At 69.3% G+C, this 15,130-nt stretch carries 12 protein-coding genes; 11 read left to right on the top strand and 1 reads right to left on the bottom strand.

Features of this window, described 5'->3' with window-relative positions; genetic code table 11:
• Positions 1–165: 165 nt before the first annotated feature.
• Positions 166–609 carry a PaaI family thioesterase gene (locus D451_RS0107940; RefSeq protein WP_017534037.1) on the bottom strand — a complete coding sequence of 148 codons (444 nt, stop codon included), beginning with the start codon at positions 607–609 and terminating at the stop codon, positions 166–168.
• Between the two features lie 117 nt (positions 610–726).
• Here D451_RS0107940 and polA point away from each other — a divergent pair, with 117 nt between their 5' ends.
• The 11 genes from polA to D451_RS0107885 all read left to right on the top strand — a co-directional run bounded on the left by polA (position 727) and on the right by D451_RS0107885 (position 15,127).
• Positions 727–3,489: a DNA polymerase I gene (gene polA, locus D451_RS0107935; RefSeq protein WP_017534036.1), complete on the top strand. Its 2,763-nt coding sequence runs from the start codon at positions 727–729 to the stop codon at positions 3,487–3,489.
• Positions 3,490–3,536: 47 nt separating this feature from the next.
• Positions 3,537–3,980 (top strand): alternative ribosome rescue aminoacyl-tRNA hydrolase ArfB, encoded by a 444-nt coding sequence (gene arfB, locus D451_RS0107930; RefSeq protein ID WP_017534035.1) that lies wholly within the window; start codon positions 3,537–3,539, stop codon positions 3,978–3,980.
• Between the two features lie 444 nt (positions 3,981–4,424).
• Positions 4,425–5,918: a 30S ribosomal protein S1 gene (gene rpsA, locus D451_RS0107925; RefSeq protein WP_014912405.1), complete on the top strand. Its 1,494-nt coding sequence runs from the start codon at positions 4,425–4,427 to the stop codon at positions 5,916–5,918.
• A gap of 169 nt (positions 5,919–6,087) precedes the next feature.
• Positions 6,088–6,582, top strand: coding sequence for a GNAT family N-acetyltransferase (locus tag D451_RS0107920; RefSeq protein ID WP_017534034.1), 495 nt, complete (start codon positions 6,088–6,090; stop codon positions 6,580–6,582).
• A 49-nt stretch (positions 6,583–6,631) separates the two neighbouring features.
• Positions 6,632–7,234 carry a dephospho-CoA kinase gene (gene coaE, locus D451_RS0107915; protein ID WP_017534033.1) on the top strand — a complete coding sequence of 201 codons (603 nt, stop codon included), beginning with the start codon at positions 6,632–6,634 and terminating at the stop codon, positions 7,232–7,234.
• A gap of 140 nt (positions 7,235–7,374) precedes the next feature.
• Complete coding sequence (uvrB, locus tag D451_RS0107910; protein ID WP_014912246.1) at positions 7,375–9,468, top strand: excinuclease ABC subunit UvrB; 2,094 nt, start codon at positions 7,375–7,377, stop codon at positions 9,466–9,468.
• 163 nt (positions 9,469–9,631) lie between these two features.
• Positions 9,632–10,111 carry a DUF3060 domain-containing protein gene (locus D451_RS0107905; RefSeq protein WP_017534032.1) on the top strand — a complete coding sequence of 160 codons (480 nt, stop codon included), beginning with the start codon at positions 9,632–9,634 and terminating at the stop codon, positions 10,109–10,111.
• A gap of 336 nt (positions 10,112–10,447) precedes the next feature.
• Entirely contained in the window at positions 10,448–11,443 is a 996-nt protein-coding gene (locus tag D451_RS0107900) for a GNAT family N-acetyltransferase (protein ID WP_014911540.1), read from the top strand.
• Positions 11,444–11,535: 92 nt separating this feature from the next.
• Positions 11,536–12,459, top strand: coding sequence for a hydroxymethylglutaryl-CoA lyase (locus D451_RS0107895; protein ID WP_017534031.1), 924 nt, complete (start codon positions 11,536–11,538; stop codon positions 12,457–12,459).
• 314 nt (positions 12,460–12,773) lie between these two features.
• Positions 12,774–14,414: a CTP synthase gene (locus tag D451_RS0107890; RefSeq protein WP_014910226.1), complete on the top strand. Its 1,641-nt coding sequence runs from the start codon at positions 12,774–12,776 to the stop codon at positions 14,412–14,414.
• 44 nt (positions 14,415–14,458) lie between these two features.
• Positions 14,459–15,127 (top strand): NUDIX domain-containing protein, encoded by a 669-nt coding sequence (locus D451_RS0107885; RefSeq protein WP_017534030.1) that lies wholly within the window; start codon positions 14,459–14,461, stop codon positions 15,125–15,127.
• The last annotated feature ends 3 nt before the right edge of the window (positions 15,128–15,130 follow it).

Here is a 15,130-nt window from a genome sequence, read left to right as displayed (position 1 = left end):
CATCGGGTACTCGGTGCCACGTCGTGCCTCCTGAGGGTGCGGCCCGGGCGGCGGGCGTGTTCTCGTGGTACTCCGTCCATATGCGAGAAGGCCCGCCCCGGGCGGTGGCGCTCTTGCCGGGGCGGGCCTTCGGTAGTCGTTCTGGGGTTGTTCGTGAAGTCGGGCTCAGGTTCCCTGGGGGGCGCCGTTCGGCTTGTCCCGCAGCATGCAGGTCAGGCGGGAGGTGCAGACCTTGCGTCCCTGGTCGTCGGTGATGACGATCTCCCAGGTGGACAGGGTCCGGCCCAGGTGGACGGGGGTGGCGACACCGGTGACGTGGCCTTCGACCGCGGAGCGGTGGTGGGTGGCGTTGATCTCGATGCCCACGGCGACGCGGTCGAAGCCGTGGGCGTGGATGCTGGAGCCGATCGAGCCCAGCGACTCGGCCAGGACGCAGGAGGCGCCTCCGTGCAGGAGCCCGAAGGGCTGGCGGTTGCCCTCCACCGGCATACGGCCCACGACACGCTCGGCCGTGGCCTCGGTGATCTCGATGCCCATCGTCTCGCCCAGGCCCGCGGAGAGGGCGCCGGACTCCAGTAGATCCCGCAGTTCCCCGGCGTCTGTACTCATGATGGTGCCTTTCGATCCGCTCAGGTGGTCCCTTACCCGGTCGAACCGGCCGGGGTCGGGTGGTGTTCTCGTGGTGATGGCCTCGGAGTGTCCGCGGCGCATCCTAAGATCTCACCTGTGGTGACCAAGCGAGAGACCCCCGAACAGACAGCCCCGACCGCCGGTGGGCGTCCCCGCCTGCTCCTTCTGGACGGCCACTCGATGGCCTTCCGTGCCTTCTTCGCGCTGCCGGTGGAGAAGTTCGGGACCAGTACCGGGCAATCGACCAACGCCGTGTACGGGTTCGCCTCCATGCTGGTGAAGCTCTTGCGCGATGAGGAGCCCACCCATGTGGCGGTGGCCTGGGACCTGTCCGGTCCCACCTTCCGGGACGAGGAGTACGACGGTTACAAGGGGGGCCGGTCCGAGACCCCGCCGGAGTTCCCCTCCCAGGTTCCGCTCACCCAGGACCTGATGCGGATGATCGGGGTGACCAACCTGTCCGCGCCCGGCTTCGAGGCCGACGACGTCATCGCGACGTTGGCGCACCAGGGTTGCGAGGCGGGGATGGAGGTGCTGATCGCCTCGGGCGACCGGGACGCCTTCCAGCTCGTCACCGAGGACTGCACGGTCCTCTACCCGGGCAAGAGCCTGTCCGACCTGCGCCGGATGGACCCCGAGGCGGTCCAGGACAAGTACGGGGTGCCGCCCGAGCGCTACCGCGACCTGGCCGCCCTGGTGGGGGAGAAGGCCGACAACCTTCCGGGCGTGCCCGGGGTCGGCCCCAAGACCGCGGCCAAGTGGATCACGAAGTTCGGTTCCCTGGAGGCGCTGGTCGAGCGCGCGGACGAGGTGACCGGCAAGGCCGGGCAGAACTTCCGCGACCACCTGGCCGACGTCCTGCGCAACCAGCGGCTCAACAAGCTGGTCACCGAGGTGCCGCTGGAGTCGGACGTGCGGGACCTGGGTCTGGGCGAGACGGACCGGGCCGGCGTGGACGCGCTCTTCGACAACCTGGAGTTCGCCTCCAACCTGCGCGAGCGGCTGTACGCGGTGGTGCGCACCGGCGACGACGGCCGTGAGGGGGCCGAGGACGGCGCGGACGTCGCCGGTTTCGACGTGGACGTGACCGTGGCCGAGACCGGCCGGGTGGCCGACTGGCTCACCGAGCACGCCTCGGCGGACGGTGTCACCGGGGCGGCCCCCGCCGGGATCGCCCTGGAGGGCACCTGGGGGCAGGGCACCGGCCGTGTGGACGGGCTCGCGGTGACGGTCGCGGGCGGTGCCTCGCTGTTCGTGGACCCCACCCTTCTGGACGCCTCCGACCATGAGGCTCTGGCGGCCTTCCTGGCCGACCCCGCGCGGCCCAAGGTGGTGCACGAGTACAAGGGCGCGCTGTTGGCCCTGGGAGCGCACGGCTGGGAACTGGGCGGGGTGGTCAGCGACACCGCGTTGGCCGCCTACCTGGTCCAGCCCGGGCAGCGCCGGTTCGACCTGCTCGACCTGTGCCGTAAGTACCTGGGTCTGGAGCTGGAGGAGAAGGACGACGGCGCCCAGCTCTCCCTGGACCTGGGCGAGGAGGTCGAGAACGGGCGCGGACACGGGCTCGCGGTGCGGGCCGCCGCCGTCCGCGACCTGGCCGTGGTGCTCTCCGCCGAGCTGGACCGTCGTGGGGGCGACCATCTGCTGCGCGAGGTCGAGCTGCCGCTGGTGGACGTGCTGGCCAGGATGGAGCGGGCCGGTATCGCCGCGGACCGCCCCTACCTGGAGGAGCTCCAGGGCGAGTTCGCCGCGGCAGGGCGCGCGGCGGTGGCCCGGGCGCACGAGATCGTGGGGCGTGAGTTCAACCTGGGCTCGCCCAAGCAGTTGCAGCAGGTGCTCTTCGAGGACCTGGGGCTGCCCCGGACCAAGAAGATCAAGACGGGGTACACCACCGACGCGGACGCGTTGGCGTGGCTGGCGACCCAGAGCGACAACGAGCTGCCGGGGGTGCTGCTGCACCACCGCGACCAGACCAAGCTGCGGACCACGGTCGAGGGTCTGATCAAGACGATCGCCGACGACGACCGCATCCACACGACCTTCAACCAGACGGTGGCGGCGACCGGCCGGCTCAGCTCGACCGACCCCAACCTCCAGAACATCCCGATCCGCACCGACGTGGGGCGTCGTATCCGGCGGGCGTTCGTGGTGGGCCCGGGCTACCAGGAGCTGTTGACGGCCGACTACAGCCAGATCGAATTGCGGATCATGGCGCATCTGTCCGGTGAGCAGGCGTTGATCGACGCCTTCAACAGCGGCTACGACTTCCACGCGCACATGGCGGCGCAGGTGTTCGACATCGACGTGGAGGAGGTCGACGGGGAGGCGCGTTCCCGGATCAAGGCGATGAGCTACGGGTTGGCCTACGGGCTGAGCGCCTACGGTCTCTCCCAGCAGTTGGGGATCGCCCCGGACGAGGCCAAGAAGCTCATGGAGGACTACTTCGCCAGCTTCGGCGGGGTGCGCGACTACCTCCACGAGGTGGTGGAGCAGGCGCGCAAGGTCGGCTACACCGAGACGATCCTGGGCCGGCGGCGTTACCTGCCCGACCTGACCAGCGACAACCGTCAGCGGCGGGAGATGGCCGAGCGGATGGCGCTCAACGCGCCGATCCAGGGTTCGGCGGCCGACATCATCAAGGTGGCGATGCTCCAGGTGGACGCGGCGCTCACCGAGGGCGGGCACGCCTCCCGGGTGCTGTTGCAGGTGCACGACGAACTCGTGGTGGAGGTCGCTCCGGGCGAGCGTGAGGCGGTCGAAAACCTCGTGACGCACGAGATGGGCACGGCCTATGATCTGCGTGTTCCGCTGGGTGTCTCGGTCGGCAGCGGGCAGAACTGGCATGACGCCGCGCACTGAGGGCGCTCCGGGGCCCGGTCGGCGCGGGTAGGAGAGGAGCGGGAACGGTGACGGGAAGCGACGAGACCACGAAGGGTCTGGCCGTGGGGCCGGTGACCGTTCCCGCCGAGGAGTTGAGGTGGCGTTTCTCCCGGTCCTCGGGGCCGGGCGGACAACACGTCAACACCTCCGACACCCGGGTGTCGCTCTCCTTGGACGTGGCCTCCTGTCGGGCCCTGGGGACCACCCGCAGGGCCCGGGCCCTGGAACGTCTCGAAGGGCGCCTGGTCGACGGGGTGCTGACGGTGTCGGCGCAGAGTCACCGTTCCCAGACGCGCAACCGGGTGGAGGCCAGGGAGCGGATGGCCCGCCTTCTGGAGGAGGCGATCGCGCCTCCGCCGCCGGAGCGTCGTAGCCGTCGGCCCAGCAGGGCCGCGAAGCGGCGACGGGTGGACGCCAAGAGACGTCGGGGCGAGGTCAAGCGCTCGCGTTCACGTCCTCCGATGGACTGAGAGGCTCGTCGATCCGGGGGATTCGTGATTTTTCGGAGGAATCCTCACGGTCGCCGCGAAGGGGTGTTCTCCGAGGGGCGACATCGGGTGGCGCGCCTGGTCGGAGGGTCGGCGTGGCCCGGTTGAACTTCCCCTCGGGGCTCGGGTAAATTGCGTCCATCATGGCCTTCGCCGGGTTGGCGTTCCCGGGTTCCGATTGACCAGGACGCCCATGTCTCATATTCTGGCCTCAGTGTTGTGGGTTCGTGCGTGCGTCTGTCGTCTCCGTAGGGGGCGAAGGGTTGCACCGCATCGGTCACCACTCTGGACCCGGTAGTCGGCGGTCACGGACGGCTCGTTCCGTACATGTGGCCCTGCTTCTTGCATCTGGACGACGGATCGACCAGCCCGAACCCACGACGTGCCCATTTTCTGAACCTGTCCGTATCCGGAGTCCACCCACAAATGACGAGCAGCACCGAGGCCACCTCGACACCCCAGGTAGCGGTCAACGACATCGGGTCCGAGGAAGCCTTCCTCGCGGCGATCGACGAGACCATCAAGTACTTCAACGACGGTGACATTGTCGAGGGCACCATCGTGAAGGTCGATCGAGACGAGGTCTTGCTCGACATCGGCTACAAGACCGAGGGTGTGATTCCCTCTCGGGAACTGTCGATCAAGCACGACGTCGACCCCGGTGAGGTCGTTGCCGTCGGCGACCAGGTCGAAGCCCTCGTTCTCCAGAAGGAGGACAAGGAAGGCCGTCTGATCCTGTCCAAGAAGCGCGCTCAGTACGAGCGGGCCTGGGGCACGATCGAGAAGATCAAGGAAGAGGACGGCGTCGTCACCGGCACCGTCATCGAGGTCGTCAAGGGTGGTCTCATCCTCGACATCGGCCTGCGCGGCTTCCTGCCCGCCTCCCTGGTCGAGATGCGCCGTGTCCGCGACCTCCAGCCCTACGTGGGCCGTGAGCTCGAGGCCAAGATCATCGAGCTGGACAAGAACCGCAACAACGTGGTCCTGTCCCGCCGTGCCTGGCTCGAGCAGACCCAGTCCGAGGTTCGCCAGACGTTCCTCAACACCCTCCAGAAGGGTCAGATCCGCAAGGGCGTCGTCTCCTCGATCGTCAACTTCGGTGCCTTCGTGGACCTGGGTGGCGTCGACGGTCTGGTGCACGTCTCCGAGCTCTCCTGGAAGCACATCGACCACCCGAGCGAGGTCGTCGAGGTCGGCCAGGAGGTCACCGTCGAGGTTCTCGACGTGGACATGGAGCGCGAGCGCGTCTCCCTGTCGCTCAAGGCGACCCAGGAAGACCCGTGGCAGCAGTTCGCCCGGACCCACCAGATCGGCCAGGTCGTTCCCGGCAAGGTCACCAAGCTGGTTCCGTTCGGTGCGTTCGTGCGCGTCGAGGAGGGCATCGAGGGTCTGGTCCACATCTCCGAGCTGGCCGAGCGCCACGTCGAGGTGCCGGAGCAGGTCGTCCAGGTCGGCACCGAGATCTTCGTCAAGATCATCGACATCGACCTCGACCGTCGTCGCATCAGCCTCTCGCTGAAGCAGGCCAACGAGGCCGTCTCGCCCGACCAGGTGGACTTCGACCCCACCCTGTACGGCATGGCCGCGGACTACGACGAGCAGGGCAACTACAAGTACCCCGAGGGCTTCGACCCCGAGAGCGGCGAGTGGCTCGAGGGCTTCGAGGCTCAGCGGGACGAGTGGGAGCGCAGCTACGCCGAGGCGCAGGCTCGCTTCGAGGCTCACCGCAAGCAGGTCGAGGAGGCCCGCGCGGCCGAGGACGCCGCCGCCAACGCTCCCCTCCCCGAGGAGGAGGAAGAGTACACCGGTGGCGGTCAGACCGGTTCGACCGGCTCCGACAGCGGCAGCAGCGGTGCCCTGGCCTCCGACGAGGCCCTGGCCGCTCTGCGCGAGAAGCTGGCGGGTGGTGGCGAGTCCTGATCGACTCGTCCATCGGGCGCGAGCCCGAGTGACACTCTGACGAGGGGCCGTCTCCACCATGTGTGGGGGCGGCCCTTCGCCGTGTCCGCGAATCCCCCGCGTATCGCCTCCGGCCGCCCTAGGGTGCCAGGAGGGGTCCTCGAGAGGCGGGGGCCGTCGAGGAGGCGACGTGTTCGACATCCACCAGGCCGGTCCCGACGACGCGGGGGAGATCTTCACCCTCCAGCGCGCCGCCTACGTCGACGAGGCGCAGGCGTACGGGGATCCGTTCATCCTGCCGCTCACCGAGGGCCTGAGCCGGATCGAGACGCTTCTGGCCGACGAGGGGGCTCTGGTGCTCAAGGCGGTGGTCGGTGCCCGTGTGGTCGGGGCGGTGCGGGCCGGGGTCACCGATACCACGGGGGTCGTCGGTCGGTTGGTGGTAGCCCCGGATCTGCGACGTCGTGGGATCGCCCGGGCGCTGCTCTCCCGGGTCGAGGAGGAGTTGCGCGAGCGACGGCCGGATCTGGCGGCGTTGACGCTGTTCACCGGTGCGCAGAGCGCGAAGGAGCAGCGGCTCTACCGTGAGGTGGGGTACGCCGAGACGCACCGGGAGAGGGTGGCCGACCATCTGGTGATGGTGCACATGCGCAAGGAGTTGAGCGCGGTGGGAGCGGCGCTGTGAGGGGGAGCCGCGGCGTGTGCCTCCGATGCCCATGGCCTAGGGTGCAGCCATGCTGAAAGTGGGACTCACCGGCGGTATCGGTTCGGGTAAGAGCGCGGTCTCCGCGGCGTTGGCCTCCTTCGGCGCGGTGGTCATCGACGCGGACGCCATCGCCCGCGAGGTCGTGGAACCGGGCACGCCCGGGTTGGCGGAGATCGTCGCCGAGTTCGGTGCGGGGGTGCTCACCCCGGAGGGGCGGTTGGACCGTCCCCGGTTGGGGGAGTTGGTGTTCGCCGACGAGGAGCGGTTGGAACGGCTCAACGCGATCGTCCATCCGAAGGTGGCCGAGCGCAGTGGCCGCCTGATGGAACAGGCTCTGGACTCCGACGCCGAGGTCGTGGTCTACGACGTGCCGCTGCTGGTCGAGAACGGCCTGGAGTCGCTGTACGACGTGGTGGTCGTGGTGGACACCCCCGACGAGACGCGGGTGGAGCGGGTGGCCCGGGACCGGGGGATGCCTCCCGAGCAGGTCCGCGCCAGGATCGCGTCCCAGGCCGACCGGGAGACCCGTCTGGCCTCGGCCGACCTGGTGGTGGACAACTCCGGGAGCCGTGAGGACCTGGAACGCCGGGTCGAGGAGCTGTGGAACGAACTCCTGCGCAGAGCCGCCTAGACCTCACGTGTTCCCAGGGGCCGCGGCGCGACGCGGCCGGACTTCCATCGGCCGGGATGTCACCGGGGGTCGGTAGCGTTGGAGGGAGAGGGGACGGGCGGCTCGGGTCGGCCTGTGGTTCGACGGGAGATTGAGGGCTAGTGAGACCGGTCAGCGACATTGAACGCAGTGAGGCCCCCTTCGAGGTCGTCTCGGAGATGACCCCGGCGGGGGACCAGCCGCACGCGATCGAGGAGATCTCCAGGCGGGTCAGGGCGGGCGATCCGCACACGGTGCTGCTGGGCGCCACCGGTACGGGTAAGACGGCGACGGTGGCCTGGACGGTGGAGCGGCTCCAGCGGCCCACGCTGGTCATCCAGCCGAACAAGACGCTCGCCGCGCAGTTCGCCAACGAGCTCCGGCAGATGCTGCCGAACAACGCGGTCGAGTACTTCGTCTCGTACTACGACTACTACCAGCCCGAGGCCTACGTCCCGCAGAGCGATACCTACATCGAGAAGGACTCGTCGATCAACGACGAGGTGGAGCGGCTCCGGCACTCGGCCACCAACTCGCTGCTGACCCGGCGGGACACGATCGTGGTGGCGTCGGTGTCGTGCATCTACGGTCTGGGCACCCCGCAGGAGTACGTGGACCGGATGGCGCGGTTGGAGGTCGGCATGGAGGTCGACCGCGACGACCTGCTGCGCCGTCTGGTGGAGATGCAGTACTCGCGCAACGACATGGCGTTCACCCGGGGGACGTTCCGGGTGCGCGGGGACACCATCGAGATCATCCCGGTCTACGAGGAACTGGCGATCCGCATCGAGATGTTCGGTGACGAGATCGAACGTCTGCTGACGTTGCACCCGCTGACCGGTGAGGTGCTGGGCGAGAGCGACGCGATGTTCATCTTCCCCGCCTCGCACTACGTCGCGGGCGAGGAGCGCACCGAACGGGCGATCGCCTCGATCGAGGCGGAGCTGGGCGAGCGGCTCACCGAGCTGGAGGGCCAGGGGAGGCTGCTGGAGGCCCAACGTCTGAGGATGCGCACCACCCACGACCTGGAGATGATGCGTCAGCTGGGGACCTGCTCGGGGATCGAGAACTACTCGCGGCACTTCGACGGCCGCGATCCCGGAAGCGCGCCCAACACGCTCCTGGACTACTTCCCCGAGGACTTCCTCCTGGTCCTGGACGAGTCGCACGTGACCGTGCCGCAGATCGGCGCGATGTACGAGGGGGACGCCGCGCGTAAGCGGACCCTGGTGGACCACGGGTTCCGACTCCCCTCGGCGTTGGACAACCGTCCGTTGAAGTGGGAGGAGTTCACCGGACGGATCGGGCAGTCGGTGTACCTGTCGGCGACGCCCGGCAAGTACGAGCTGCGGCAGAGCGGCGGCGATGTGGTCGAGCAGGTCATCCGGCCGACCGGTCTGGTGGACCCGGAGGTGCTGGTCAAACCCACGGACGGGCAGATCGACGATCTGGTGCACGAGATCCGGGAGCGGGCCGAGCGATCCGAGCGGGTGCTGGTCACCACGCTCACCAAGAAGATGGCGGAGGACCTCACCGACTACTTCGCCGAGTTGGGGATCAGGGTCCGGTACCTGCACAGCGAGGTGGACACCCTGCGCCGGGTGGAGCTGCTGCGCGAGTTGCGGGTGGGCGAGTTCGACGTGCTGGTCGGGATCAACCTGCTGCGTGAGGGGTTGGACCTGCCGGAGGTGTCGCTGGTGGCGATCCTGGACGCCGACAAGGAGGGCTTCCTGCGTTCGGAGACCTCCCTGATCCAGACGATCGGTCGCGCGGCCCGTAACGTGTCCGGTCAGGTGCACATGTACGCGGACCGGGTGACGGACTCGATGAGCGCGGCGATCGAGGAGACCAACCGGCGCCGGGACAAGCAGTTGGCCTACAACGCCGAGCACGGGATCGACCCGACCCCGTTGCGCAAGCAGATCGCCGACATCCTGGACACCTTGAACCGGGAGGACGTGGACACCGAGGAGCTGATGTCGACCGGCTACCGCCAGGGGGCCAAGGCGACGAAGGCCCCGGTCCCGGCTCTGGGCGAGAAGGCGGACGTGGCGAACATGCCGCGCGCGGAGCTGGCCGGACTCATCGAGCAGTTGAGCGAACAGATGCACCAGGCCGCGACCGACCTGCGGTTCGAGCTGGCGGCCCGGCTCCGCGACGAGATCGGCGAGTTGAAGCGCGAGCTGCGCGGTATGGACGCCGCGGGGATGAGCTGAGCGGACGTTTCCAGGTGGGAGGGGCTTTCAGGAGTTCCTCCCACATCCCCGACCCTGTCTCGAAAAGAGAACGATCACAGAACTCTTGGGTCGCATAGTTACCTTCACGTGACATAGTCTTGGGCCTTGTCCCGGACCTATGTCGCGATTATCGGTTTTTGCTATGGGGGAGTTCATGGGTGGTCGAGTTCTTCGACTCGTGGGCGGCGCTGCGCTGCTCGGTTCCCTGGTCGTCGGCTGTGGGGTGGAGCAGGCGGCCCCCGACGAGGTCGACCCGGGTTCCGGACGCACCCATGCCGTGGACGAGGGGCGGGGATCGACCGATGAGGACCGCGAGCGGGAGCCGGAGGGCAACGTCGTCGACGACGAGGTGATCCTGGTGGTCGACGACGAGGCCGACGTCCACGAGGACTGCGAACATCGCAAGGTCGTCGTCTCCGCCGACAACGCCAAGGTGGTGCTGGACGGCGAGTGCGGTCTGGTGCGCGCCAGCGGTCGTGGTTCGGTGGTCGAGGTGGGCAGCGCCGAGAAGATCGTGTTGGTGGGGGTGGACAACAAGGTCTCCTTCGCCGGAGGCGACCCCGTGGTGGTCAACCACGGCCGTAACACCACCGTCACCGAGGGCGGCGACGCCGGTATCTGAACCCCCTCGCCCTCCACCCCGGGCGGACTCCGAAACCCCTATGTGGCAGGCGCTCGCGCTCTCGTACGCACCGCCCCGCCCTCGGTGGGCGGGCCATGATCCGTTACCGTGGAGCGCGTCCACCCGCACTCGTGTGAGGCGCCACGGAGGGCGGGATGGTCCGTACCATCGGTACGGTTCCCCGTTTTCGCGTATCGGTGCCAGGATGAGGCGGTACGGTCGTTCCGTCCCCACCGCGCCGATACGTCCGCGTGGTGGGCACGATGATCATGGGCGCCGCGGCGAGGCCGCGGCCGTGGGTGTTCGCTTGGCAAGGACCCGCTAGGGGAGGGGTGGATGAGCGGTTACGTCGCGCGGGTGCGACACGACGAGTCTCCCGGGGGCGACGTCGGACTCGACCCGTTGGTGCGTTCGGCCGCCCGACGCTGGGCCGACGCCGATCCCCTGTTGCCCGAACCCGTGGGCTTCGCCCCCAACTCCTACCCCCTCCTGACCGTCAGCGACGAGGACGGCCACCCCGTGGCGGCGGGCAGTATGCACTACACCTGGTACCAGCCGGGCGAGGTCGGCCGGATATGGGGCGTCCCCGACCAGCACTGGTTGACCCCCATCGTCGGTGGCCCCGAACCGGCGCGGGCCCTGGACTCCCTGCTCACCAGCTGGCGCGACCAGCTGGAGGACCTGCCCACCGGCACCGGGTCGGAGTCGGCCGCCCTGGTCAGCTGGCCGGCCCGGGACGTGGAGGGGATCATCCCGCTGCAACGTCACGGCCTCCAGCCCTACACGGTGCTCGCGGCCCGGCAGCGGCGTCGCGGGGTGCCGCCGTCGCTGCCTCCGCGCGACGTGACGATCCGCCTGGCCGACATCAGCGACCTGACCCAGGTGGTGGGGTTGCTGATGGAGGAGCACCGGTACGAGCAGCACTTCGGCGGGGTCTTCCTCCAGCCCGACACCGCCGAGCAGACCCGTAAGGTCTCGGCGCGGGCGCTGAACCGTTCGCGTTCGTGGATCTGGTTGGCCGAGCGTCGGGGACGCGCGGTCGGTCTGCTGTGGGTGTCCCCGCCCGAGCGTTCCCGTTGGGCGAGGTCCCTGGTGCGCGCCCGCCCGATCGCGCACATCGGCTACGCGGTGGTGACCGCCGCCGAGCGCGGCCACGGGATCGGTACGGCTCTGGTCAGTCAGGCGCATCAGGCCCTGGACAGTCACGGGGTGGCGGTGTCGGTGCTCAACTACGCGGAGATGAACCCGCTCTCGGGGCCGTTCTGGCACCGGATGGGCTACCGCCCGGTGTGGACGACCTGGGAGGTCCGCCCCGCCCTCGCCCTGCGCTGAACACGACGGTGGGGAGCCCCGGTGACGTGGCTCTCGACCGGCCTCCACTAGCCTGGGCGCGATAACGCGATGGGGCGGGAGAGGTGGTTGTGATGGCCGCGGACGATCGTGGGCCCGAGGGCGGCGAACAGGTGGAGATCGTGGAGGTGGGTCCGCGCGACGGCCTCCAGAACGAGTCCACCGTGCTGTCGGTCGAGGACCGGATCCGGTTGATCGACCGGGCGGTCTCCGCCGGGGTCCGGCGGATCGAGGCGGTCAGCTTCGTCAACCCCAAGCGGGTACCGCAGATGGCCGGGGCCGAGGAGATCATGGCCGGGGTCGACCGGGGGGCGGGGGCCTCCTTCATCGGCCTGGCCCTCAACCGTCGTGGCCTGGACCGGGCCCTGGCGGCCGGGGTCTCCGAGATCAACGTGGCGGTGCCGGCCACCGACGGCTTCAGCGTCCGCAACCAGGGGGCCACCGTCGACGAGATGCTCGACTCCCTGGCCGACATGGACCGGGCCCTGGAGGGCGCCGGGGTGCCGTTGAGCGTCACGATCTCCACCGCCTTCGGCTGCCCCTTCGACGGCGAGGTCTCGACGGAACGGGTACGCGAGGTGGCGCGGCACGTCGCCGACACGAGCGCCGTGGAGATCGCGCTGGCCGACACCATCGGCGTGGGCGTGCCCTTCCAGGTCCGTGAGCTGACGAGGGCGGTCGGAGAGGTCGCCCCCGGGCGGACGCTGCGCTGCCACTTCCACAACACCCGGAACACGGGCTACGCCAACGCCCTGGCCGCCGTGGAGGAGGGCGTCCGCGTGCTGGACTCCAGCCTGGGCGGTTTCGGGGGCTGCCCCTTCGCACCCGCCGCGACCGGCAACATCGCCACCGAGGACCTGCTCTACCTGCTGCACCGGAGCGGGATGCGCACGGGGATCGGCCTGTCCGAGGCCGCGGCGCTGGGCGACTGGATGGGGGAGCGGCTCGGTAAGACCCCGCCCGCCTACCTGGGACGCGCCGGCGGATTCCCCGCCTGACCGAGGGATCGCCGCCCCGGCCGTGAACGATCCGGGGCGGTCTCCGACTGTTGCCTTCGCCACCCGTCCGGTGCGCGAGGGAACGTGAACGCCCTGTCCGTCGGGCTTGCCGAGGGCCGCGCGAAGGAGCCCGGGGAACAGCCGAGACCCGGAGGGCGTTCCCGGGTGTGGGCGAACGGGGGGCCTGTTATCCTGGTGCCCCGTGGAGTCCGACGTGCTGGAACGGCCCTCGCCGCCGCTCGGACCCGGACCGCCGCACGGCCTCTCGGCTCGTTCGAGCCCGCCGTAGCCAATCACACCACGGGAGCAACACTTTGGCATCCGCCGCGAGTACCAAGCACCTTTTCGTTACCGGCGGCGTCGCCTCCAGTCTCGGCAAGGGCCTGACCGCCTCCAGCCTGGGTCGACTCCTGAAGTCGCGAGGCCTGCGGGTCACCATGCAGAAGCTGGACCCCTACCTCAACGTTGACCCGGGGACCATGAACCCCTTCCAGCACGGTGAGGTCTTCGTCACCGACGACGGTGCCGAGACCGACCTGGACGTGGGCCACTACGAGCGTTTCCTCGACGTGGAGCTGTCCGCGTCGGCCAACGTCACGACCGGTCAGATCTACTCCAGTGTCATCGCCAAGGAGCGCCAGGGCGCCTACCTGGGCGACACCGTGCAGGTCATCCCGCACATCACCAACGAGATCAAGTCGCGTATCTACGCGATGGACGCCCCCGACGTCGACATCGTCATCACCGAGATCGGCGGCACGGTCGGCGACATCGAGTCGCAGCCGTTCCTGGAGGCCGTCCGTCAGATCCGGCACGAGATCGGCCGGGAGAACTGCTTCTTCCTGCACGTGTCGCTCATCCCCTTCCTCGGCCCGTCCGGCGAGATGAAGACGAAGCCGACCCAGCACTCGGTCGCCGCCCTGCGCAGCATCGGTATCCAGCCCGACGCCATCGTGTGCCGTTCGGACCGACCCATCACCCAGAGCCTGAAGTCCAAGATCAGCCTCATGTGCGACGTGGACGAGTCCGGTGTGGTCTCCACCCCCGACGCCCCCTCCATCTACGACATCCCCAAGGTGCTGCACCGTGAGGGCCTGGACGCCTACGTCGTCCGTCGGCTGGGCATGCCGTTCCGCGACGTGGACTGGACGGAGTGGGACGAGCTGCTGCGCCGCGTGCACCAGCCCGACCACGAGGTCACCATCGCCATGGTCGGCAAGTACATCGACCTGCCCGACGCCTACCTGTCGGTCAGCGAGGCGTTGCGCGCCGGCGGTTTCGCCACCGACACGCGGGTGAACATCCGCTGGGTGGCCAGCGACAACTGCGCCAGCCCCTCGGGCGCGGCCGCCGAGCTCGACGGAGCCGACGGCATCCTCATCCCCGGTGGTTTCGGGGTGCGCGGTATCGAGGGCAAGCTCGGCGCCATCCGCTACGCGCGTGAGAACAAGGTGCCGCTGCTCGGCATCTGCCTGGGTCTCCAGGGTCTGGTCATCGAGTACGCCCGCAACGTGCTCGGCCTGGAGGGCGCCAACAGCACCGAGTTCGACGACAAGGCCGTCGACCCGGTGATCGCGACCATGGCCGACCAGCAGGACGTGGTCTCCGGTGACCGCGACATGGGCGGCACCATGCGGCTGGGTCTGTACCCGGCCGACCTGGGCGAGGGCACCCTGGCCCGGGAGCTCTACGACGGTCGGGCGCAGGTCTCCGAGCGTCACCGGCACCGTTTCGAGGTCAACAACGCCTACCGTTCCAGGCTGGAGGAGGCGGGTCTGGTGTTCTCCGGGCTCTCCCCCGATGGCAAGCTGGTGGAGTACGTGGAACTGCCCCGGGACGCCCACCCGTTCTTCATCGCGACGCAGGCGCACCCGGAGCTGCGGTCCCGCCCGACCAACGCCAACCCGCTCTTCCGCGGGTTGATCTCCGCCGCGCTGGAGCACCAGGAGCCCTAGCGAGCGGAACCGACGGGTGGGGCCCGGTCTTTGAGAGGGGCCGTATGGCCGACCAGACCCGTCGGATCGAGAACGAGACGTCGGGGGCGTACGCGCGGGTCGCGGACGCCCCCGAGTCATGGCCGGTGGAGCGTTCCGAGGAGCGCTACCGCGGGCCCAAGTGCGGGATGCGCACCGACTGGGTGGAGATGCCCGGGGCCGGCGGCGAGGGGCGGACCGTGGCCGCCCGCGACTACATGGACCACCCCGGGGCCGCGGCGATCGTGGCCTTGGACGATCAGGGCCGGGTTCTACTTCAGCGCCAGTACCGGCACCCCACGGGGCACACCCTGTGGGAGCTGCCGGCGGGCGTCCTCGACGCGGAGGGCGAGGGGCCGTTGGCCACCGCGCGTCGTGAACTGGTGGAGGAGGCCGGTCTGAGGGCCGCCACCTGGCATCGGCTGCCCGCCTTCTTCCCCAGCACCGGTTTCTCCAACGAGCGGATCCACATCTTCCTGGCCCGGGACCTGGCCGAGGTGCCGGAGGAGGAGATCGACTTCGTGCGCGAGCACGAGGAGACCGACCTGGCCTCGGAGTGGTTGCCGTTGGAGGAGGCGGTGCGCGCCGTGCTCGCCGATCGACTCCACAACGGTGCCACGCTCATCGGTGTCCTGGCCGCCCACGCCGCCTCCGGGGACGGGTTCGCCGCCCTGCCCGAGGCCTCCGACGACTGACGG

Source organism: Nocardiopsis alba DSM 43377 (assembly GCF_000341225.1).
Classification (GTDB): Bacteria; Actinomycetota; Actinomycetes; order Streptosporangiales; family Streptosporangiaceae; genus Nocardiopsis; species Nocardiopsis alba.
The sequence above is the reverse complement of the archived record's forward strand: the minus strand, read 5'-3'. Positions and strand labels throughout refer to the sequence as shown.

What these genes read in the sequence shown, in the direction of transcription:
- coaE (WP_017534033.1), top strand. Translation starts at nt 6,632, where the DNA reads ATGCTGAAAGTGGGACTCACCGGCGGTATCGGTTCGGGTAAGAGCGCG.
- D451_RS0107885 (WP_017534030.1), top strand. Translation starts at nt 14,459, where the DNA reads ATGGCCGACCAGACCCGTCGGATCGAGAACGAGACGTCGGGGGCGTAC.
- D451_RS0107900 (WP_014911540.1), top strand. Translation starts at nt 10,448, where the DNA reads ATGAGCGGTTACGTCGCGCGGGTGCGACACGACGAGTCTCCCGGGGGC.
- D451_RS0107940 (WP_017534037.1), bottom strand. Translation starts at nt 609, where the DNA reads ATGAGTACAGACGCCGGGGAACTGCGGGATCTACTGGAGTCCGGCGCC.
- D451_RS0107895 (WP_017534031.1), top strand. Translation starts at nt 11,536, where the DNA reads ATGGCCGCGGACGATCGTGGGCCCGAGGGCGGCGAACAGGTGGAGATC.
- D451_RS0107905 (WP_017534032.1), top strand. Translation starts at nt 9,632, where the DNA reads ATGGGGGAGTTCATGGGTGGTCGAGTTCTTCGACTCGTGGGCGGCGCT.
- rpsA (WP_014912405.1), top strand. Translation starts at nt 4,425, where the DNA reads ATGACGAGCAGCACCGAGGCCACCTCGACACCCCAGGTAGCGGTCAAC.